Raw genomic sequence first — 20,407 nt, forward strand, 5'->3', positions numbered from 1 at the left:
GACCCTCCTTGGTATTTATTGTTTTCAGCGACTAATATTTTACCAAAAAGAGTGGTCTCTTGCTATTTTTTGTCCTAGAACAATTTTACACTAAGGCAAATTTCTCAGAAATTTCTCAGTAATGATGTGTTTACATGAATGTTTGCATGTATCTACATATAGTCCTTGCACAACACATGATTTTGTTCTTAAATTGAGCATACTTCTCAAATATCGATTTACAAACATCAATTTACAGTTTTTATTCAATATATTATTTTTCAGCAAAACGGTAACCAATGCCGACCTGAGTAAGAATAAATCTGGGATTAGCTGTATCTTTCTCGATTTTTCGGCGCAAACTTGCCATAAATACTCTGAGGCTTTTTGCATCGCCAACTTCACCATATCCCCATATCTGATTAATTATATAGTTATGTGTCAGCACCTTACCTCTATTTGCAATTAATAGTTTAAGAAGTTTATACTCCATCGGCGTTAAGTGAACTTCATTTTGATCCACGAATACAAGACCTTTTGTATAATCTACAGTTAAATTCTCGCACGTAAAAACTTCTAAATTTTCTGGATTTGTTAAGCTACTTATTTTCCGTTGGGCAACCCTAATTCTGGCAAGAAGTTCTCCTGTGTAAAAGGGTTTAGTTATATAATCGTCAGCTCCACGATCCAACGCGTTGATTATCTCATATTCTTCTTCACGTGCAGAAACAACAATAATCGGAGCATTACTCCTTTCTCTTATTTGCTGGATAACCTCTATACCATCAATATCAGGCAATCCCAAATCTAGAATAATAATATCCGGATTATTAGCATAAAACAGTGCGATTGCTTCTTTTCCTGTCACTGCAAAAAAAGTTTTGTATCCTTCATCCTTTAATAACATACTTATTAAAGACATAATATATTTATCATCTTCAACTAATAATATAGAAGCATTATCTTTCATGATAACCCCGCCTTTGCTATCTAGTGTTTAAACCATCATTTTATCAAGAGGTATTTAATTTTTTCAAGCATCCATCACTATTGTATGGTTGCTAAATACATGGTAGAGTAAATATAAACAGCGCACCTCCAAGATGTGATTTTTCCATACGAATATTACCACCATGAGACTCCACGATTGCTTTACAGATTGCCAAACCCAATCCAATCCCTTTTTTACCGTCAGAACTGGTCTTGCCACTTGTAACAAATGCGTCAAAAATGTTATCTTTTATTTGAGGCGCAATTCCTTCTCCACCATCAGCAACTCCAAATTCCACATACCCTTCTTTTTGGCTTACACAAAGCTCTATAGGTCTATCTTTTGGAGTATGAGTAACAGCATTATCCAAAAGATTTATAAGTACCTGGGTAATCATTTTTCCATCCATAGGTATTGCTAATAATTCCTTTGGCATTATAATATTGAAATGTCTTTCGGTAAGCCTGGGAACATGACTAATCGCCTCATTGACAACATCATCAACTACTTCTATTTGTTTATTAACATTTAATTTCCCGTTGTCAATTCGTGTCATATTCAGTATGTTTTCAACCAAGGCGGTGAGCCAAACTGCCTGTTCATATATGTCTTTAGCTAAACGTTCTATACTTTCATGGTCAAGGCTCTTTCCACGTTGTACAATATAACTGCTAGCTCCTGCAATTCCGGTAAGTGGGGTTCGCAAATCGTGGCTAATACTTCGCAGAAGATTACTCTTTAAGTGTTCACTTTCCATGGCAATACGTATGTTCTCCCGTTCATTGTAAACAAACTCCCGATCTAAAGCAATGCCCATCTGAGCTGCAACAGTTTTAACCAGCCATTCCTGCTCAATGTTAAAATTTACATTTTTATTATATATCTTAAGCGTTCCAACTCTTTTTGTAAGCCCCATTATTGGAAAATCTGTACTTCTTTCACCTATATTGGAGGCAAAGTTATCACTTGCAAAGGTCTGGTTGCTTTCATTGAGCTCTATTATGCTGTCATATCCGGTATACTCCCTTATACAGCGCATTCCCTGACGAACAATATTCTCTTCACCATTAACATTAAGAAGGCGCTGTGACACCTCATACAGCAATTTCGCTGTTTGCTCGTTTTTCTGCGAAATTATCAGTTGCCTCTGAAATCTTGCTGTCAAGCTTGAAGATATTACTGATGTTATAAAAAAAAACAGCATTAGAGTGATATCATTGGTGTTGTTAATAGCAAAGGTTTGCACAGGTTCAGTAAAGAAATAATTGAAAATCATCACGCTAATGCAGGACGCAATAATGCCAAAACGGTATCCTCTCGTCAAGGCATTTACCAATAGCACCCCAACTATAAAAATCATAAGGATATTCACTTTATCTATACCTAATTGTTTTAATGCTAAAGAACTAATAGTAGCTGCTAACAAAATTACAATCATTCGTAAATAATATTTACTGCTCATATTGTCACCTCGTAGAGGTATTTTATCATATTTTTAGTTTATAAGTTTTAATATCTTTTCTACATCATTGCGGCGTCCTATAACCAAAAGATGTTCCTCCGGCTTGAATATATGATCGGCCGCCGGCAAAAATGAAATGCTCCCTCCAGCTTTTGTTGCCAGTATACTTACACGGTATTTTGTCCTGAAATTTATCTCCTTTATACTTCTGCCAATCCAGCTTTCTGCAGGCGGAATTTCATATATGGAAACATCATCTGTCAGCCCGATATAATCAAAAACGTGGTTTGCACTGCAGCGCACCGCCAGTTTTTCAGCAATATTCCGTTCAGGATCTATAACTTCATCGGCACCATTACGCAGTAAGAATTTAGTATGAATATCACGGCTGGATTTGCTGATTACATATTTAGCGCCCAAATCCTTAAGCAGATTGGTAATTTCCAGGCTGCTCTGAAAATCATTTTCAACACAAACAAAACATACGTCATAATTATCAATGCCCAGTGAACGAAGTACTTCTTCTTTTGTACAATCACCAATTTGTGCATTTGTCACGATGGGTAAAAGTTCTCTTATATTTTCTTCATTTTTATCAACAATCATGACTTCATTTCCAAGCTCAACCAGCTTACGGCTCAAATGTTTTCCAAATCGTCCAATTCCAATAACTAAAAATGATTTCATACCGATACCCCTATCCTATATTTATTTTTTCTACCGGATTCTGTATAGATGATGCCACTCCATGTTCTGTAAACAGCAAAGTAAAAGAAAGACTTCCGACTCTGCCGCTATACATCAATAGTATGATAATTATTTTTGCAAAGGTATTCAGACCACCTGTGATTCCCGTAGAAAGACCAACAGTACCAATTGCAGATGTAACCTCAAACAAAATATCATCAAGTCCTAAAGCTTTATTTGTAGCACTAATAAGTAAAGCCGCACTCAGTATAAGAAGTATATTGACTGTCACAACGGCAGACGATCTCTTTAGTGCATTATCTTCCAGTCTCCTGCCAAATATATTATCACCCTTCCTATTTTTCAAGCTTGACCACAGCGAAATCATGATAACCGCCAAAGTAGTAGTCTTGATCCCACCGGCAGTAGATCCGGGACTGCCACCTATAAACATCAACACAATAGTTAGAAGTTTACTTGCAGAGGTTAATGCTGCAACATCAACAGTATTGAAGCCTGCCGTTCTGGGCGTAACTGCGCCAAAGAGAGAGGCTAAAACTTTTTCTCCTGTAGTCATCCCATAAAGAAGGTTATTTCTTTCAAAAATATAAAAGCATATCGTCCCTGACACTATAAGAATTGCGGTCACCGTCAAAACTATTTTTGTATGCAGCTGATATTTTTTAAAATGATACTTATTTTTCTCAATATCATCCCATACAAAGAACCCTATTCCGCCGACGATGATAAGTGTAATGATTGTTAAATTAACAACCGCATCCCCGAAAAAATTTGTTAGTGATGAATACTTGCCGTACTTTCCCATTATGTCAAACCCGGCATTGCAAAAAGCTGAAACCGAGTGAAAAATGCCATTATATATTCCTTCCAGCAAGCCCATTTTGGGTATAAACCTCAATGATAGCAATACTGCACCAATACCTTCAAACAGCAAAGTGCCAAGCAATATTTTTTTTGTCAGGCGTACAATCCCACCGATATACATAGTATTTACACTTTCACGTAAAAGTCCCCTTTCTTTCAGCCCGATTTTCCTTTTTAAAAAAATAGAAAACATTGTGACAACCGTCATAAACCCCAAGCCACCTATTTGAATCAGCAGTAAAATAACTACTTGTCCAAATGGCGACCATTGTGTATATGTGTCAAAAACAACAAGGCCTGTTACACAAGTAGCAGAGGTTGCTGTAAAAAGTGCATTAATTAATCCGGGAAATAAATTATTGCGGCTGGCTATCGGCAATGACAGCAAAAATGTCCCGGCAATTATTATCAGAAAGTAGCCAAGTGCTATCATCTGTGGGTATGATAACGATTTCAATTTTCCTATATATTTTCCCACAATTTTTCCTCCCTTTTCTGCAGGACGGCCTCATACAACCTCTGGGCTGTAATCTCTTTCCCAGTTAAGTGAGGAATTTTTTCCCTGATGAATATTCCTTCGTTCCTGCTATCATTACAAAAACTAATCATTTTTTCTATGTCATATACTTTGAAGCCTATTTTACATAAAACAATATTGTCTGCATCACTTTCCGATAATGCAAACAAGTATTGGAAATTATGTCCCTGTTCTATTAAAAATGGCTCTGTCAAGTATAATACATGAATATTATTTTTTTTAAAAGTGCACTAACTTGCTTCGCCAGTTCCGTCCCCCCTAAAACAATAGCAACCGGGTAAATTTCATCATCAGATACAATACCCCCGGCAGCTATAAAATCATCAAGCTTTGCCATAGTGTAATATCCAAAATAAATAAACAGGATAGCGAAGCCAAGAAGCATCAATAACCGCATTAATTCACCCCTCTTACATCTTTCTGCATGCTGTTATTTTAATACTTTTGATATAAAGAATGTATTAATTATCGCTACATTGGTATTAATAAAATATTAAAACGCCATATAATCTTATTAACCTGACGCTTTACGAAGCAGCACGTCCCGTATGGGCAGCTTCTTGATATTTTTATCCTGTACTATTTTCATTACATCATATATGTCTTATTTCTACACAGTACATATCTTCTTAAATATTTCTGTATCAACATTTCATTTCTGACAAACATTGTAATGATTGCCCTTGCTTACTCCGGAAAAGTGCTGCAAGTCTTTTTCATGTTTTAGCAATCAGTAGCTTCTCCAGCTTGTTATATCTAAATCGCCATTTTTACACCTTGGTTTGTCAACTCCCTTAGCCAGTATAGACTTTAGTCTGCTTTTATGTACAATCTCTCCTGTATGGAGGATAAATGCATTACCTTTAAATGCATTTTATTATATCACCAAAGTGAGACAATAACAATTAAATTTCAGCCGCGTACAGCCGCGTACATGCTACGTACACAGGGTAAACGCATGAATTTTAATATGATGTCTAAAGGGCGGTAAGCACCTTCTAAATATGATTTTCGAGGACATTCCCTAATGTAAGCGGTACCGATGTGGATTGCCGGGTATTTGAGTACAATGAGGAAATCTTTGAAGTTCTGCCAAAAGAGATGCTTGCTGCTGACGGAAATGCAGGGTAAAGCCATTGTTAAATTTGCAGACGTTTGGAAGAATGGGGAAGCTGCAATAAATTTTCCGATACAAGCAATCCCCTTCGCAAGCGTTCATAAAATATAATTTCTGTGGATAAATTCTTTGTCAATTTTGTGGATTATTCCTCTTTGTACTCTTAAATGCTGAATTTTCAGTATTCTTAATGTTGTGCATAAACCTGTTGATAAATTGTATTAATTGCAATTCATTTATTACATCCAAAGTCATGATGCCGCACCCTGCTTCTTCACCGTTTCAGCTTTCCGTCCTTGCATTTGAAGGCTTGCTTTTTTTCCTTAAAGATAGCAAAAGCAGCAGCAGGGGAACAACAATCTGAAAGGGGATGGAATAGTAAAGCCACACCTTTTCAGCCCAATTGAACATCTCAAGCACATTTTCATATACCCATATTGAAAGTACGACACAAAAGGTAGAGATCGCCCCGGTCAGTTTCCTGTAGTCGTCAATTCCCGCTATCTGGCTTAAAGCTCTTGCAGCCGCGTAAATGCAAACTGAAATCTTTACCCCTCCGCCGATCAGCAGGTTTATGTCTACGAGCGGTTCTACATTCAGACCTGGAATAAGCAGTGATGTCAAATGGGGGATAAAGGTAGAGCGAGCCATCAAATCACTTCCCAGAACAAATATATCTCTGAAAAATAATATAATTCCTAATAAGGTTGAAACTGCTGCCGATACAAACACAACTTTTTTTAGCTTTTCCTTTTTGCTTAAATGCGGAAACAGCATAAGGAATGCAATAGTTTCTCCAAACGGAAAGGATATAAAACCAAAAGCTGCATTGAGCACAGGTGTAATGCCGTTTTCCAGGATAGGGAGGAAAGCTGTGAAATCATGGACAGTGATGAGCGACAGGCTGATAATGAGAACTACTAAAGGTATCACAGGCACCAGCAGCTCGCTTAACCTTCCTATTACCTCAATTCCGCTGTTGATTGCATAAACCAAAATAACTGCAAAAAGCCCTATCACCACAACCATAGGCGTTTCTGGAAAAGTCACCGTGCAAATAAACTCGCCAAAATTCCTGAACACCAGGGAAGCCAGGTGGATGAAATACCATGTATACAGAACGGCGAAAATATTGCCGGCAACTTTCCCCAGCTTTTCCTTTAAAATATCTACCAGGGTTTTTGATGGATTCAGTAATGCAATGGCCGCATAGACCCACATCAGCAATGTACCGCCTGCTCCCCCGAGGAGCATTGCCAGCCATGCGTCGTTTTTTGCTCCCTGTGCCGGAGCCAGTATTACAGTGCTTCCAAAAAGAAAGCCCGATAAAAGTAGAAATAGCTGAATGCTTGACATCCGTGCTTTTTCCATTACTTCAAGACTCCAATCATCTTTAGTGTTGCTTCTATCCATTGGGAAGGGCCGGATGGCCTTCTTCCTGATGCCAGGAGCAAACTGACAGCCAGGCTTGCCGCCATAAAGAAAATATATAGTGCAAATACCCTTGCCCGTTCTTTTTTTCGTATAAACCTTTGCAAGTCATATAAAATTAGAATTGCAAATACCGCTAAAACTATTATCATTATGTCATTCATCCTTTTTTACCGGACTTTTGATAATACCTGTCCGCAATATTTTTGCATCCACCTGAATGTCTACCGGAAGCTTACTAAAAATGCCATTCCAGTCTTTCTCTGCTTTTTTCCAGTATTGCGGGTAGTATTTGGACACATACGCGCCAAATCCGAATATGTCGCTGGAATACTCCTTTTGGGTCTTCTCCAGCGCCATCATGATTTCTTTTTTTATTTCCTCTCCCAGAGTTTTCTCCAGAAAATACAGATTGTCCGGCGAGTCCAATGCGCCTTTTCCCTCGTATCCTCCCACATTGGCCTCAGTCTCCACCTTGACAGTGAGCATGGATGGTTCGCCGTTTTCAAATGCCACCTTGACTTTCCCTTTTGACCTTATGATTTCCATCGCTATTTTGCCCTCATCTGCAGGAACATTCACAACAGCACTTTTCACTTTATCTATTGCAAACAGGTACCCACGTGTTTCATATAGGTCCAGCCAGCCCGCCAGCTTTCCGTCCCTAAAAACGGCAGTGCCTTCTGTAATGACTTTTTTTTCTCCGGCCTTTGATATTTGTCCGATGGCAGGTTGCCTTCCGCTGCCGCCCATATCTTTAATCAAGTCAATCAGCATGGTTTTCTTCAACGTGCCCCGTGAAACAGTATTTTCTACCGTTTCATTTATATACACGGCAGGTATGGACTCCATATCAGTTTCCATTTCAAGGATTTCCCTTGGTGTTACGCCTTTTGCCACAAGAACTGTCATTGAGTAGTCTATTTCATAGTCTCTCTGAAAAAAATCCAGGACTTCTTCTATGCCATCCTGCGAAAGCCTTTCACCAAGGATTAGAACCTGGGCTGTGCTTAAAAACAGCCTTTTGTCAACAATAGACAACATGCCTCTGACAGCGTCGAAAACTGTTTCTCCTTCATAGGACTCGATAAATACAGGCTTTGGCTGCGCACCTCCGCCTTTTCCCTTTCCGGAGGATGTGGATTGGATTGCGGCAGGTTCCACCACCTGGACGGTCAAAAGAACTTTGCCGTCTTCCGTCCGATCCAGTCCCAAGCCCGCCACAATATTTATTTCAGTCAGGTCTCTGTTGTTCCAGCAACCGGTCAGCATCAGGGGAAATACAAGCAAAAAGGCAATTCGTGCTATGCCGGTTCTTTTTATTCCCTTTCCGTACATCACGGTCTTGCTTTCACCTCCAGGCGTTTTGACCCTTTTGCACCTCCGGCATTTTCCTGACGCAATATCTTCGGCCTTGTCACCATAGCCCAGATGGGCACCACTATAAAAGAATCCTTGAGGTCGGAAGACGTAAGCGGTGAAAAAGGCGCCATATAGGGAACACCAAAGGAACGCAGCCTGCAGAGGTGCGTAAAAACAGCCACAGCCACAAAGGAAATTCCAAGAAAGCCTAAGAAATTGGCCGCAGCCAGGAACGCAAAGCGCAGCAGCATGGTTGCCCGGATGAGCGGCGGGACAACAAAGCTGCAGATAGCCGTAATAGCTACGATAATCACCATCAGGTTGCTGGCAATTCCCGCCGCTACCGAAGCCTCACCCAGCACAATCGCGCCCACAATGCTAAGCGCCTGGCCGATGGGTCTTGGCATACGGACACCCGCTTCGCGCAGGAGCTCAAAGGCTATAATCATCAATATAGCTTCGATAAAAGGCGAGAAAGGGATTCCCTGCCGTGAAGCCGCCAGTGTGATCATCAGTTTGAACGGGATGACCATATGGTGAAAGCTGACCAGCGACACATACATGGCCGGCAGCAGGTTTGATACCAGAAGCGCCATTAGGCGCAGGAGGCGCATGAAGGTTGCAAAATAGGCGTGGTCATAGTAATCATCCGTAGTCTGTATGGATTCTATAAAAAGATACGGGACCGTAAGGACATAGGGCGTACCGTCGCAGAATATGGCCACACGCCCCTCCAGTAGTTTTCCGGCCAGCTTGTCGCATTTTTCGCTGTTCCCCACCGTGGGAAAAAGTGATAATCGGCTGTCGGAAATGAACTGCTCAATAATACCGGTATCAAGAATGGCATCGGTCTTGATTTTCTTGAGCCTCTCCCGCACTTCCCTGACAATCCCCTCATTGGCAATCCCCTTGATATAGCAGATGCAGACATCGGTTTTTGTCTGCTTTCCGAGCTGCATCATTTCCAGCTTGAGATTCGGGTTTTTGATCCTTTTTCGAATGAGGGTGGTATTGGTAAGCAGGTTCTCGACAAAGCCTTCCCTTGCGCCCCTGATAGATGTCTCCGTATCGGGTTCCTCTACCTGCCGTCCCTGCGGAGCTTTTACTCCAATAACCAGCGCCTTGTTTTCTCCGTCGATAAAAAGCAAGGCTTCCCCGGACACGATGCCGTCCACCGCTTGCCGCATATCATCGGCTTCTTTTATGTCGTTGTTGATGACTACACATTCTTTAAGCTGTTCAAATATGCGTCTGCCCTCATGCAATTCCGTGTTTGAGAAAAAGTCAAGGATAGGGCGGATCACATCCTGGTTCAATACCCTCTTGTCAACAAAGCCGTTGATATATGCCACCAGTATTCTAATCGATCTTTTTTTCCCGCATGAAATTTCCCGATGCATAAAATCGCTGCAGCCGGAAAATATTTCGCTAAGCCTGGCCTTAACAGCTTCAATGGTTTTCGGTATTTGTTCGTATGAATCAGCATGTGCATTATCAGCGTTAGTGTTTTGATTTCCTGTTTTTCTTTGTTTTCTTATTCTCCCAAGCATTTCTTTATCACCTGTTTTATATTATAACCATTATATGGGCATGAAATACACAAATAGGGTTTTCAAGAAGCAAGCTCCTTTGAATAAAAAAATAAAAGCCCTGCAATCAGAGCTTTCTTACTTTCACTATCTATTATATGGCTATTTCATCAATCATACCGCTATACCCCAGCACCAGGTTGTCCTTTTCCTTTTTAGCCTTAGTAGAAGCAAGGCTGGCAAGGTTTATAAGGTTTATTATTGTTTTATACATGTTTCCTTTCCTGGGATTTCTCCTTCTTCCGCCTGCAATTCCTGCTGAAACGCTTATGCTTATACCCTCGCAAAATTCGTACTGCTTTATCCTGCTTAAAATATCCTGTACCATTGCTTCACATGTTTCAGCGCATTTATCCGTTACAAGTGCGAATTCATCGCCGCCATACCTGCAAAGAAAAGTGCCTGCGGGTGCAAAGCTCTTAAGGATTTGCGCAATCTCCTTCAGAATATTGTCTCCTACTGCATGTCCAAACTCTTTGTCAATATTTCCAAAGCTATTAATATCAAAGAAAGTGATGGATATTTCACTGCCCTGTTCAAGGAGTTTATGGGCTTTGTATATAACATAGTCGCTTCTGTATAACCCCGTCAAAATATCCACATGCTTGCAGATTTCAGTTTCAATTATTTTTTTCGTTATAACCCCAATAGCTTTATTGTCCTGAGTGACAAAGAGGATGTCCGTATCGCCGGCTTCAAAAAATTCTTTAGCTTTCCATACTGGTTGGTCCGCTTCAATGCATCCATAGCTTCCGGACATGGCGTCCAGCGCAATCCTATTTGGGTGAGATTTTATCAAATCATTTCTCGTCAGGACACCAACAGTTTTCCCGTTATCAGTAACAGGAAAGCAGTCCGTGTCTGTCTTTTCAGCAATATCCCTTATTCGTTTCATTCCCCAAAAAGCATCAACAGTGATGTAATCCTTTATCATAATTTCAAATGCTTTCCTTATCATAAATCTATAGACTTGCTAACCTGGAGCACAATATTCACCTGGGTTTTCACAATTGTTGACTCGTTAGCAACCTTACCTCCTTCCTCTAATAAAAGCCCAACCAGCTTTTCCTGCGGAAGCATATTAAAAAGTGCCTTTCTTACCACTATGGCCTCAATTGCAGGATGATCCACCTTTATGATCTCATACTGGTCCGGAGACAATATATCCACCATGCGTCTTGCCGCCTCAGGCCCGATTGGCGCCCGCTTTCCGACAATGAGCGCATCCTGCATCGGAGGCATTTCAAACTCCGACATACGCATGGTGATTTCTGCTTTTTTGGTGCTATCTACATTTTTAGACATTTCCTTCCCTTCTTCCGTTTGCTATGAAAAATATTTTATCATATTTTGTATGATTTTTATAATTATTTTATATATATTTATTATTTATTAAGTCTATTTAACCGTTTTTTATGAGGAATTCACTCTTGTATTATAAGCTTGTGTTGAAACTGGCAGTAGTGGCAAGAACGCTTCAAGGGACAAAACATGTTAAAAAGGCAGGATATTTCAGCCTTGTACTGTCCGGTATCCTGGCATCATCCGCTCTTTTGACTTTTACCCTGACATTTCCTTATTGCGCAAGGGCGGAAATTACTGCTCCCATGTACCAGATAACAGCCATGATTGATTATGGAAGACTACTTCAAAAGGCTTGAACCTATTCGCCTTTTTATATGTTTGGAATGATGAATTTAGAAATATGGCGCAATAATAACAGATGCCGTTGGTATAAACAAAAACCAAAGGCATCCCGGGTATTTATATTCCATTATATGCTTTCAAATAAATATCTTTTAATTCCGATACAATAGGCATTCTTGGATTTGCTGTTGTGCATTGGTCTTCAAAAGCTTTATCTGCGAGTTCATCCAAAACCTGCATAAACTGGTCTTCCGATATGCCGCAATCCTTTATGGACAGGGGAATTAGCAGCTGCTTCATCAGGTCAATTACCGCAGATATCAGGCTGTTTATACCTTCCTCCGTATTGCGGCAGGGTAGCCCAAGATATTTAGCTATTTCCGCGTATTTTTGATCCGCTATATAGTGTTCATATTTTGGAAAGGCAGTAAACTTTGTCGGTCTTGAAGCATTGTATCTAATAACATGGGGAAGTAAAACAGCATTAGCTCTTCCGTGAGGTATATGAAATTTACCACCTAATTTATGTGCCAGACTGTGATTAATACCTAAGAAAGCGTTAGTGAAGGCCATACCTGCTATACATGATGCGTTATGCATTTTTTCACGTGCTTTTTGATCATCACCATTCATATAGACTTTCGGCAAATATTCAAATACAAGCTGGATAGCCTTCATAGCAAGTCCGTCTGTGTAGTCCGATGCCATAACCGATACGTAAGCTTCGATTGCATGAGTTAATACATCCATCCCTGTATCGGCTGTAACATATGCAGGTACTGATTGCACAAATTCCGGGTCAATAATGGCGACGTCTGGTGTTAGCTCGTAATCTGCCAGCGGATATTTCGTTTCTTTTTCCGGGTCTGTTATTACTGAAAAGGATGTTACTTCCGAACCCGTACCCGAAGTGGTAGGAATAGCTACCAATTTGGCTTTATTCCCCAGCGGAGGATACTTGAACACTCTCTTGCGTATATCCATGAATTTCATACGCAGATCATCGAAATCGGTTTCAGGATGTTCATAAAATAACCATATTGCTTTAGCGGCATCAATTGCCGAACCTCCTCCCAGAGCAATGATAACATCAGGCTGAAAGGCTTCTGCTGCTATAACACCTTCTCTTACCGTATCAACTGTCGGGTCTGGCTGTACCCTGTCAAAAATCTCTGAATGCACATAGTTTCTGCCTTCACGTTTTCTTAAATGGTACAGGACTTTTTCTACATATCCCAGTTTGACCATTACTTTATCCGTAACAATAAAAGCTCGTGAGATATTAGGCATTTTTGACAGATACTGGACAGAGCCAGGTTGGAAATAGATTTTCTCCGGTATTTTAAACCACTGCATATTGTACCTTCTCCTTGCCACACGTTTCTTATTGATTAAATTTACGGCAGTGATATTGGCAGTTGTACTGTTTCTGCCAAAGGAGCCGCAGCCTAATGTGAGTGAAGGCATATTGGTATTATATATGTCTCCTATAGCCCCATGACTGGAAGGCTGATTGACAATAATTCTTCCGGTGTTTACCCGTTCTGCAAACTCGCTGATTACACATTCATTGTTGGAATGGATAACCGCAGAATGGCCAGACCCTCCGAAATTAACCATTTCCACAGCTCTTTGGATACCTTCATCAGAATTGTTCACTTTAAAACAGGCCAATATGGGACATAATTTCTCCCTGGATAAAGGATATTCAGGTCCTACTCCTTCAATTTCAGCAACCAGTATTTTTGTACCCTCCGGGACCTCGATTTCAGCCATTTGTGCGATGGTTTCAGCAGATTTGCCCACAATTTTCGGGTTCATGGCACATTTCTTTTCATCAATAGCCAGACCTTCCAGCCTTTCCCTTTCTTCTTCATTGACAAAATAGCAGCCGAGTTTCTTCATATATTCCGTAACAGGTTCGTATATATCCTTGTCAATAATAACCGCCTGCTCTGAGGCGCAAATCATACCGTTATCAAAGGTTTTTGATAAAATTAAATCGGTTACCGCCCTCTTTATATCCGCTGTTTTTTCTATATGACAGGGTACATTACCCGGACCAACTCCCAGTGCAGGTTTTCCGGCACTATACGCTGCTTTGACCATTGATGAACCTCCTGTGGCTAGTATTAAAGAAATGCCATCATTTTTCATCAATGCCTGGGTAGCTTCTATGGAGGGGTTTTCTATCCATTGAATACAGTATTCCGGAGCTCCTGCTTTAACAGCTGCATCTCGTACAATTCTGGCAGCCTCTGCACTGCATTGCTGTGAACTGGGATGGAAAGCAAATATAATCGGGTTTCTCGTCTTCATCGCAATAATGCACTTAAATAATGTAGTTGATGTAGGATTTGTGACCGGTGTAATACCGGCAATAATACCAACCGGTTCTGCAATTTCAAAATAGTCTTCTTCTTCATTTTCATTAATAATACCTACAGTTTTTTCATATTTTATACTGTGGTAAATATACTCAGTAGCAAATAAGTTTTTAATAATTTTATCTTCATAGACTCCCCTCTGGGTTTCTTCAATTGCCAATTTTGCCAGCCTCATATGGTTAGCTAATCCAGCAAGGGCCATTTCTTTAACAATATGGTCCACTTGCTCCTGGTTTAATTTAACCATTTCTTTTAAGGCCATCTTACCATTTTCTATCAGGTTTTCTATAATAACAGGCACTTCACTGTTAGTTTTATTCTGTTCGGCCATAAAAATCCTCCTATCCTGCATAACATAACTTTTGTCGCTTTATATAGTATGTTAATAAGACCAGATTTTTATTACAGATAAATTGGTTTGTGTAGATTAGTTCTTCGTCATCTTTCCGTACTCTCGCTATAGTAGTAAACACCGAAATATCCCTATATTGTATTTAATGTTTGTTGCCCGTATTTTCTACGATAAAAAGCTAACTAGTGCTATTATTGACAGGTTGGTACACCACAGTCATTTGCTTGTTTTCCAGGGGCAAAGTTACAGGCTAACACACTCAACCATGAAATCCCAATAATGGGACAGGGGTGCTTGGAAAATTTAGTTCCGCAATGCCTGGATTTATACTTGCCAAAAACACCAGCACCAATACTTTCGGTTTTATTGGTTGCGTCTAAATGTGACTGTTATCGTTGTACCCTTTCCGGGCTTGCTTAACAGCTGAACCCTGGCATTATGGAATTCCGCACTGTGCTTTACAATGGAAAGCCCCAGCCCGGTTCCGCCGGTTTCCCTTGAATGGGACTTGTCAATTCTATAAAAACGTTCAAACACCCGGCTTTGGTGCTCTCTGGGAATGCCAAAACCATTATCTGCAACGGTTAGTACGACATTATCGGGTAAAGCTCTGACACTTACATCAACCGTGCCTTTTTCATAATTGTATTTGATTGCATTATCGCACAGGTTATAGATCATTTTCTCCAGGATTTGCCTGACACCTGAAATGATAGCATTCTCACCGCTGACTGACAGCTTTATCTGTTTCTGCTGCGCAAGGGAAGATAGTCTGCTGACTGTTTCCGTTGCCAATTCCAATAAGTCAATCTCTTCAAAAGGAAGCTGAACATTTTTCTCATCCAGCCTGGAGATCCGTATCACATCGTCTATAAGGTTTATGAGATGCCTTGCTTCTTTGTATATGCGGTTAGCAAACTCGGGAATGTCCTCCGGCTGCACCATGCCGTTTTTCATAAGCTCTGCATAACCTGAAATGGAGGTAAGGGGCGTTTTGAGTTCATGGGACACATTGGCAGTAAACTCACGGCGCATTTTTTCAGCAGATTGTTTCTCTGTTATATCCAATATAAATAGAATAACTCCTTTGACAACCATATCATCCTTAACAGGGCTGACCAGTAAATGAAAAGAATCCTCACCAATTGTAAATGTATTTTCAAATAAATGCCCGCCCATAGCTGTCTCTATTGCTTTTTGGAGGGGTATGCTTCGATCTAAGGTTAATATATGCTTGTTAATTATATCCTGGGTGCTTACATTAAATATGCTTGCAGCACTTTTGTTGATGAATAATATCAAGCCTTTGTTGTTTAAAACTATTATTCCTTCGCTGATATTTTCCGTAATCGCATTAAACTCTTCCTGCTTCTCCTTCAGCCTTTTGAACTGGCTTTCGATCTGTTCGTTCTGTCTTGCCATGCGGGACAGCAGTGGGGACAATTCGTCATAGACATCATTGGATAACGGATTCTCCAAATTTAAGTTGTTTAAAGGGAAAATAATTTTTTTCGTAAGCAGATTGGCAATGATCATGGTCAGCAGTATAACCAGTAGTGTAATTAAAGCGATATACGGTATAAAACCTAAAACAGATTTGAAAACACTGTTTGTTGTGGCTGATACTCTCAGAACTGTGCCGTCATTGAGCCGGACAGCCCGATAAAATGTCTGTGTACCAAGAGTTTTGGAAAGATGAACTGCTTCACCGAAGCCGTTTTTCAATGCATCGGCAATTTCCGGCCTATTGAGGTGTTTTTCCATGTTTTCTGCTTTAACCATATTATCAAACAAAACAGTTCCGTCACTTGCTACCCATGTGATCCTGCTGGAGTTTTCCTGATTTTTAAGGCCGGAAAAAACCTGTTCTCCGATTAAATTGTAGCCGTTTGAGATAAAAAGAGCTTCATTTCTGATTTCCTGCTGCATCTGGATATGGAATTCCCTGTATATGACTCCGGTTATAAGAAAGGAAGTGAGTAGAATGGTTATAAGGGCTAGCAGCAGCATGCTTTTATAAATACGCTTTTTCATGCATTTCCTCCGATCCTGTATCCGATCCCTCTAACCGTTTCAATAACTGATCCTGCTTCTCCAAGCTTTTGACGCAGGGTGCGGATATGCACATCCACAGTACGGGTCTCTCCTTCATACTCATATCCCCATACTTCTTCCAGGAGCTTATCCCTTGTCAATACAATACCGGCATTTTCCAATAAATATTTCAGAAGCTCAAATTCTTTGAATGTGAGAGCAACCTCCTTCCCGTCCGCCAGAACAACATGCCTGTCAATATACATTGTCAGCCGACCGGTGGATAATTCGGATGAATTGCTTACATTTCCTGATCTTCTGAGAACAGCTTTGACACGGGACAGGAACTCCATAATTCCAAAAGGCTTGGTTATATAATCATCTGCTCCGTTGTCCAGCCCAAGAACCTTGTCATATTCTGCGCTCTTTGCAGTAAGCATTATTATCGGAATGTGCCGTGTTTTCGGTGATGCCTTTAGTTTTTTCAATATTTCAATACCGTCTTCGCCTGGAAGCATGATATCAAGCAATATTAAAGCAGGAAGTCTGCTTTCCAACGCTTTTAAAAAAGGTCTTCCTTCGCTGAACCCAATAGCCTCATATCCGTTGGATTTAAGTGCATATATGATAAGCTCCCGTATGCTTCTGTCGTCCTCTACACAATAGATCATTTTTAAACCTCGCTAATATGCTTGCCGGTAATGGAAAATACAACCCATTCGGCAATATTTGTAGCATGATCGCCTATCCGTTCAAAATATTTGGCAATCATCATCAGGTCAATAGCAAATTCACCGTTATTGGTATCTTCATTAATCAGCCTGATCATATCAGCCTTCACATCATTAAACAGATTATCAACTACATCATCGTAATCTATTACAGCCTTGGCAAGCCCCAGATCCTGTCGAACATAAGCGTCGATACTGTCCGTAACCATTTTAATCGTAGCCTTTGCCATGTCTACAATGTGATTTGTGTTATCTGCAGCCTTTATATTGGCAAGCATGGTTATTTCCGATATATCTGCAGCCTGATCCCCAATTCGCTCCATATCTGTAATCATCTTTAGGGCAGATGAAATCTGGCGCAAATCTCTGGCAACAGGCTGCTGCTGGAGAAGCAGTTTAAGGCAGAGGCTTTCAATCTCTTTTTCTTTTTGGTCTATGTTCCCATCTGCCGCAATTGCCTTTTTGGCAAGTTCTATATCTCCGTCTATCAGCGCTTTTGTCGCATTTGCTATTGCTCCTTCACACAAGGCGCCCATCTGTATCATCTGTTTCTTTAAAAGCTCCAGCTGCTCATCGAATTTATTCCTCATTACCCAAACCTCCCGGTTATATAATCCTCAGTTCGTTTATCCTTTGGCATGGAGAACAGCTCCTCTGCACTTGCATATTCTATTACTTCTCCATGTAGGAAAAATGCGGTTGAATCTGCAATACGTACAGCTTGCTGCATATTATGGGTAACTATAATAATAGTATAGTCTTCTTTCAGTTCAACAGCAAGGTCTTCGATTTTGGATGTTGAGATGGGATCAAGGGCTGATGTCGGTTCATCCATCAACAGGACTTCAGGCTGTACAGCCAACGCTCTTGCAATGCAAAGCCTCTGCTGCTGGCCGCCGGAGAGCTCCAAAGCACTCTTTTTCAGGCGATCCTTTAATTCATCCCATATTGCAGCTTGCCGCAGGGATCTCTCTACCACATCATCCAGCTTGATCTTTGATCGGATGCCGTGGGTACGAGGCCCGAATGCCACATTGTCATAAACACTCATAGGAAAGGGATTAGGCTTTTGAAAAACCATTCCAATCCGTTTCCGAAGCAGGTTTATATCCATATCACCGTAAATGTTTTCACCGTCCAGCAAGACCTTACCGGTTATTCTGCAGCCTTCAACAAGGTCATTCATTCGGTTCATGCATTTCAGAAGGGTGGATTTTCCGCAACCTGACGGCCCTATGAAGGCTGTTATTTCGTTTTTTTTGATATTCAGATTGACCTTCTTCAATGCCTGAAAATCGCCATAATATAAATCCAGATTCTCTATACGAATTTTATCCATATCTTATCCTTTCTGCTCCTTCTTCCAGCAACCAGAGTCTAGTATCCAGCATGTGGTATCTAATATGCAGTCAAGCATTACCCAGTACCTGACACCTTTCTCCTAATATCTGGCACCTGGTTCTTAGGATTTTGTCAGTTTTTTTGCTATATATCCTGAGAACCAGTTAATCAATACAACAATAAATAACAGTATTACAGCCGTTGCATAAGACTGGTTTACATACAACCCTTCGCTGGTAAGAGCGTACATGTGAACCGATAGTGTGCGGGTAGAATCAAACAGAAAGTCCCTGCCCTTTGGTATTTCAGCTACGGTTCCGGCAGTATAGATCAGTGCCGCGCTCTCTCCGACAATCCTTCCAATGCCCAGGATGACACCGGCCAAAATACCAGGCATTGCAGAGGGCAAAACAATTCTAAACACAGTCCTGAGCTTGCCTGCTCCCAGCCCGTAACTGCCTTCCCGGTACGAATCGGGAACAGCTTTTAATGCTTCCTCAGCGGTACGCATGACAAGCGGCAGAATCATAATTGCCAATGTGCATGCACCTGCCAGGAGTGACATTCCCCAGCCAAGAGCAGTTACAAAAAACAGCAATCCAAACAAGCCGTAAACGATTGACGGAATCCCTGACAGTGTCTCGGCAGTAATTCTGATTATGCCAACCAGCCTTTTGCCTCTTTTCGCATACTCAACCAGATAGATGGCAGAAAAAATTCCTATAGGCGCTGCAATCAGAAGCGAGATTAACGTCATGATAACAGTATTTATCAAAGCCGGCATAAGTGAAACATTCAATGTATTATATTCCCACTGAAACAGCTCAGGCTTGATATTAGGTATCCCTCTTATCATGATATACCCAATCAAAAAAAGCAAAATACCTATGGTAAGAATTGTTGATACTAACACCAGGAGGAACAGGGCCAGCGACAGGGGGCTGCGTTTATAGGCCTTGAGCTTTTGCCCGAATGATCGCTTGTTTATGCATTCCATCAGCCAGTCCTCCTTTTAAGCAGTGACAATAATAAATTTATAATAAGAATAAATACAAACAGCACAACAGCTGTCGCAATCAGGGCCTCCCTGTGCAGTTCCGCAGCATAGCCCATTTCAATGATTATGTTGGCTGTAAGTGTCCTGACGCCTTTCAGCAATCCGGCAGGCATTCGTGCCTGGTTTCCTGCAACCATGATGACTGCCATGGTCTCTCCGATGGCTCTGCCTATACCCAGGACCACAGCAGCCATGATGCCGGATTTTGCAGCCGGAAGCATTACAAAAAATATGCTCCTTTCATGGCTCGCCCCAAGTGCCAGTCCGCCTTCATAATAGCTTTGAGGGACTGCTCTGATTGCTGATTCGCTTACGCCTGCAATCGTAGGCAAAATCATGATGCCCAGGAGAATGGATGCCGTCAACATGCTGCTACCGGTGCCCCCAAAGGTATCACGGATAAAAGGAACTATGACTACAAGTCCGAAAAACCCGTATACAATGGAAGGAATCCCTGCGAGCAGGTTTATTGCAGGTTTTAAGATGCGGTACAGCCTTTTGGGGCAGTACCTGGCCATGAATACAGCTGTCAAAATCCCTATGGGTACTCCAATCACTGCAGCGCCGGCTGTTACATAGATACTTCCCAATATCATGGGTAAAATTCCAAAAGAAGGAGGTGTATTATTAGGTTTCCAGGTTGTGCCCAGCAGAAAATCAAATATTCCGATTTTCGCCATAGCAGGTATGCCGTTTATAAACAGAAATAAACAAATAAGTGCAACAGCCAGAATGGATGTGCATGCTGCTGCAAAAAATATTGCTTTCATTATGCTTTCTTTATATTTTGTCATAGATACTTAACCCCTTAAAAGCC

At 40.9% G+C, this 20,407-nt stretch carries 22 protein-coding genes; 3 read left to right on the top strand and 19 right to left on the bottom strand.

The window, feature by feature from the left end; genetic code table 11:
- Positions 1-253: 253 nt before the first annotated feature.
- The 6 genes from JOD07_RS12305 to JOD07_RS12330 all read right to left on the bottom strand — a co-directional run bounded on the left by JOD07_RS12305 (position 254) and on the right by JOD07_RS12330 (position 4,939).
- Complete coding sequence (locus JOD07_RS12305) at positions 254-949, bottom strand: response regulator (protein ID WP_204614158.1); 696 nt, start codon at positions 947-949, stop codon at positions 254-256.
- Between the two features lie 91 nt (positions 950-1,040).
- Entirely contained in the window at positions 1,041-2,432 is a 1,392-nt protein-coding gene (locus tag JOD07_RS12310; RefSeq protein ID WP_204614159.1) for a sensor histidine kinase, read from the bottom strand.
- Between the two features lie 33 nt (positions 2,433-2,465).
- Positions 2,466-3,119, bottom strand: a complete 654-nt coding sequence (locus JOD07_RS12315) for a potassium channel family protein (RefSeq protein WP_204614160.1) — start codon at positions 3,117-3,119, stop codon at positions 2,466-2,468.
- A 10-nt stretch (positions 3,120-3,129) separates the two neighbouring features.
- On the bottom strand, positions 3,130-4,437 hold the full coding sequence (locus JOD07_RS12320) for a TrkH family potassium uptake protein (RefSeq protein WP_207756964.1): 1,308 nt from the start codon (positions 4,435-4,437) through the stop codon (positions 3,130-3,132).
- Positions 4,438-4,466: 29 nt separating this feature from the next.
- Entirely contained in the window at positions 4,467-4,736 is a 270-nt protein-coding gene (locus JOD07_RS12325) for a hypothetical protein (RefSeq protein WP_204614167.1), read from the bottom strand.
- On the bottom strand, positions 4,733-4,939 hold the full coding sequence (locus JOD07_RS12330) for a hypothetical protein (RefSeq protein WP_204614168.1): 207 nt from the start codon (positions 4,937-4,939) through the stop codon (positions 4,733-4,735). The genes JOD07_RS12325 and JOD07_RS12330 overlap by 4 nt, the downstream gene beginning before the upstream one ends.
- A gap of 647 nt (positions 4,940-5,586) precedes the next feature.
- Here JOD07_RS12330 and JOD07_RS16035 point away from each other — a divergent pair.
- Positions 5,587-5,673 (top strand): hypothetical protein, encoded by an 87-nt coding sequence (locus JOD07_RS16035; protein WP_465220796.1) that lies wholly within the window; start codon positions 5,587-5,589, stop codon positions 5,671-5,673.
- A gap of 268 nt (positions 5,674-5,941) precedes the next feature.
- Here JOD07_RS16035 and JOD07_RS12340 read toward each other — a convergent pair whose 3' ends face one another.
- From JOD07_RS12340 to JOD07_RS12365, 6 genes are all read right to left on the bottom strand, one after another.
- Entirely contained in the window at positions 5,942-7,072 is a 1,131-nt protein-coding gene (locus JOD07_RS12340; protein WP_204614169.1) for a GerAB/ArcD/ProY family transporter, read from the bottom strand.
- Positions 7,030-7,242, bottom strand: a complete 213-nt coding sequence (locus JOD07_RS12345) for a hypothetical protein (protein ID WP_204614171.1) — start codon at positions 7,240-7,242, stop codon at positions 7,030-7,032. The genes JOD07_RS12340 and JOD07_RS12345 overlap by 43 nt, the downstream gene beginning before the upstream one ends.
- A gap of 4 nt (positions 7,243-7,246) precedes the next feature.
- On the bottom strand, positions 7,247-8,428 hold the full coding sequence (locus JOD07_RS12350; protein ID WP_243429327.1) for a Ger(x)C family spore germination protein: 1,182 nt from the start codon (positions 8,426-8,428) through the stop codon (positions 7,247-7,249).
- Positions 8,428-10,002 carry a spore germination protein gene (locus JOD07_RS12355; protein ID WP_204614173.1) on the bottom strand — a complete coding sequence of 525 codons (1,575 nt, stop codon included), beginning with the start codon at positions 10,000-10,002 and terminating at the stop codon, positions 8,428-8,430. Before JOD07_RS12355 ends, JOD07_RS12350 begins: the two co-directional genes overlap by 1 nt.
- A gap of 133 nt (positions 10,003-10,135) precedes the next feature.
- The gene (locus JOD07_RS12360) at positions 10,136-10,999 is read right to left on the bottom strand and encodes a diguanylate cyclase domain-containing protein (RefSeq protein ID WP_204614174.1); all 864 of its coding nucleotides are present in this window, start codon (positions 10,997-10,999) and stop codon (positions 10,136-10,138) included.
- Complete coding sequence (locus JOD07_RS12365; protein WP_204614175.1) at positions 10,996-11,346, bottom strand: hypothetical protein; 351 nt, start codon at positions 11,344-11,346, stop codon at positions 10,996-10,998. Before JOD07_RS12365 ends, JOD07_RS12360 begins: the two co-directional genes overlap by 4 nt.
- Before the next feature lie 125 nt (positions 11,347-11,471).
- Here JOD07_RS12365 and JOD07_RS12370 point away from each other — a divergent pair, with 125 nt between their 5' ends.
- Entirely contained in the window at positions 11,472-11,702 is a 231-nt protein-coding gene (locus JOD07_RS12370; RefSeq protein WP_204614176.1) for a hypothetical protein, read from the top strand.
- Positions 11,703-11,805: 103 nt separating this feature from the next.
- Here the strand turns inward: JOD07_RS12370 and adhE are convergent, their stop codons facing one another.
- Positions 11,806-14,406: a bifunctional acetaldehyde-CoA/alcohol dehydrogenase gene (gene adhE, locus JOD07_RS12375; protein ID WP_204614178.1), complete on the bottom strand. Its 2,601-nt coding sequence runs from the start codon at positions 14,404-14,406 to the stop codon at positions 11,806-11,808.
- 166 nt (positions 14,407-14,572) lie between these two features.
- Here adhE and JOD07_RS16040 point away from each other — a divergent pair, with 166 nt between their 5' ends.
- Positions 14,573-14,707: an ATP-binding protein gene (locus tag JOD07_RS16040; protein WP_279380864.1), complete on the top strand. Its 135-nt coding sequence runs from the start codon at positions 14,573-14,575 to the stop codon at positions 14,705-14,707.
- Between the two features lie 83 nt (positions 14,708-14,790).
- On the opposite strand, the gene JOD07_RS12385 is transcribed toward JOD07_RS16040, so the two are convergent.
- From JOD07_RS12385 to pstC, 6 genes are all read right to left on the bottom strand, one after another.
- On the bottom strand, positions 14,791-16,461 hold the full coding sequence (locus JOD07_RS12385) for a sensor histidine kinase (protein ID WP_204614180.1): 1,671 nt from the start codon (positions 16,459-16,461) through the stop codon (positions 14,791-14,793).
- Positions 16,458-17,132, bottom strand: coding sequence for a response regulator transcription factor (locus tag JOD07_RS12390; protein ID WP_204614182.1), 675 nt, complete (start codon positions 17,130-17,132; stop codon positions 16,458-16,460). Before JOD07_RS12390 ends, JOD07_RS12385 begins: the two co-directional genes overlap by 4 nt.
- Before the next feature lie 2 nt (positions 17,133-17,134).
- A complete protein-coding gene (gene phoU / locus JOD07_RS12395; RefSeq protein WP_204614185.1) occupies positions 17,135-17,782 on the bottom strand; it encodes a phosphate signaling complex protein PhoU in 648 nt (215 codons plus the stop codon).
- Complete coding sequence (pstB, locus tag JOD07_RS12400; RefSeq protein WP_204614187.1) at positions 17,782-18,531, bottom strand: phosphate ABC transporter ATP-binding protein PstB; 750 nt, start codon at positions 18,529-18,531, stop codon at positions 17,782-17,784. Before pstB ends, phoU begins: the two co-directional genes overlap by 1 nt.
- A 123-nt stretch (positions 18,532-18,654) precedes the next feature.
- Positions 18,655-19,530: a phosphate ABC transporter permease PstA gene (pstA, locus tag JOD07_RS12405; protein ID WP_204614189.1), complete on the bottom strand. Its 876-nt coding sequence runs from the start codon at positions 19,528-19,530 to the stop codon at positions 18,655-18,657.
- Positions 19,530-20,384: a phosphate ABC transporter permease subunit PstC gene (gene pstC / locus JOD07_RS12410; RefSeq protein ID WP_069194724.1), complete on the bottom strand. Its 855-nt coding sequence runs from the start codon at positions 20,382-20,384 to the stop codon at positions 19,530-19,532. The genes pstA and pstC overlap by 1 nt, the downstream gene beginning before the upstream one ends.
- Positions 20,385-20,407 lie beyond the last annotated feature (23 nt).

Source organism: Defluviitalea raffinosedens, assembly GCF_016908775.1.
In the GTDB taxonomy this organism is placed as follows: Bacteria; Bacillota; Clostridia; order Lachnospirales; family Defluviitaleaceae; genus Defluviitalea; species Defluviitalea raffinosedens.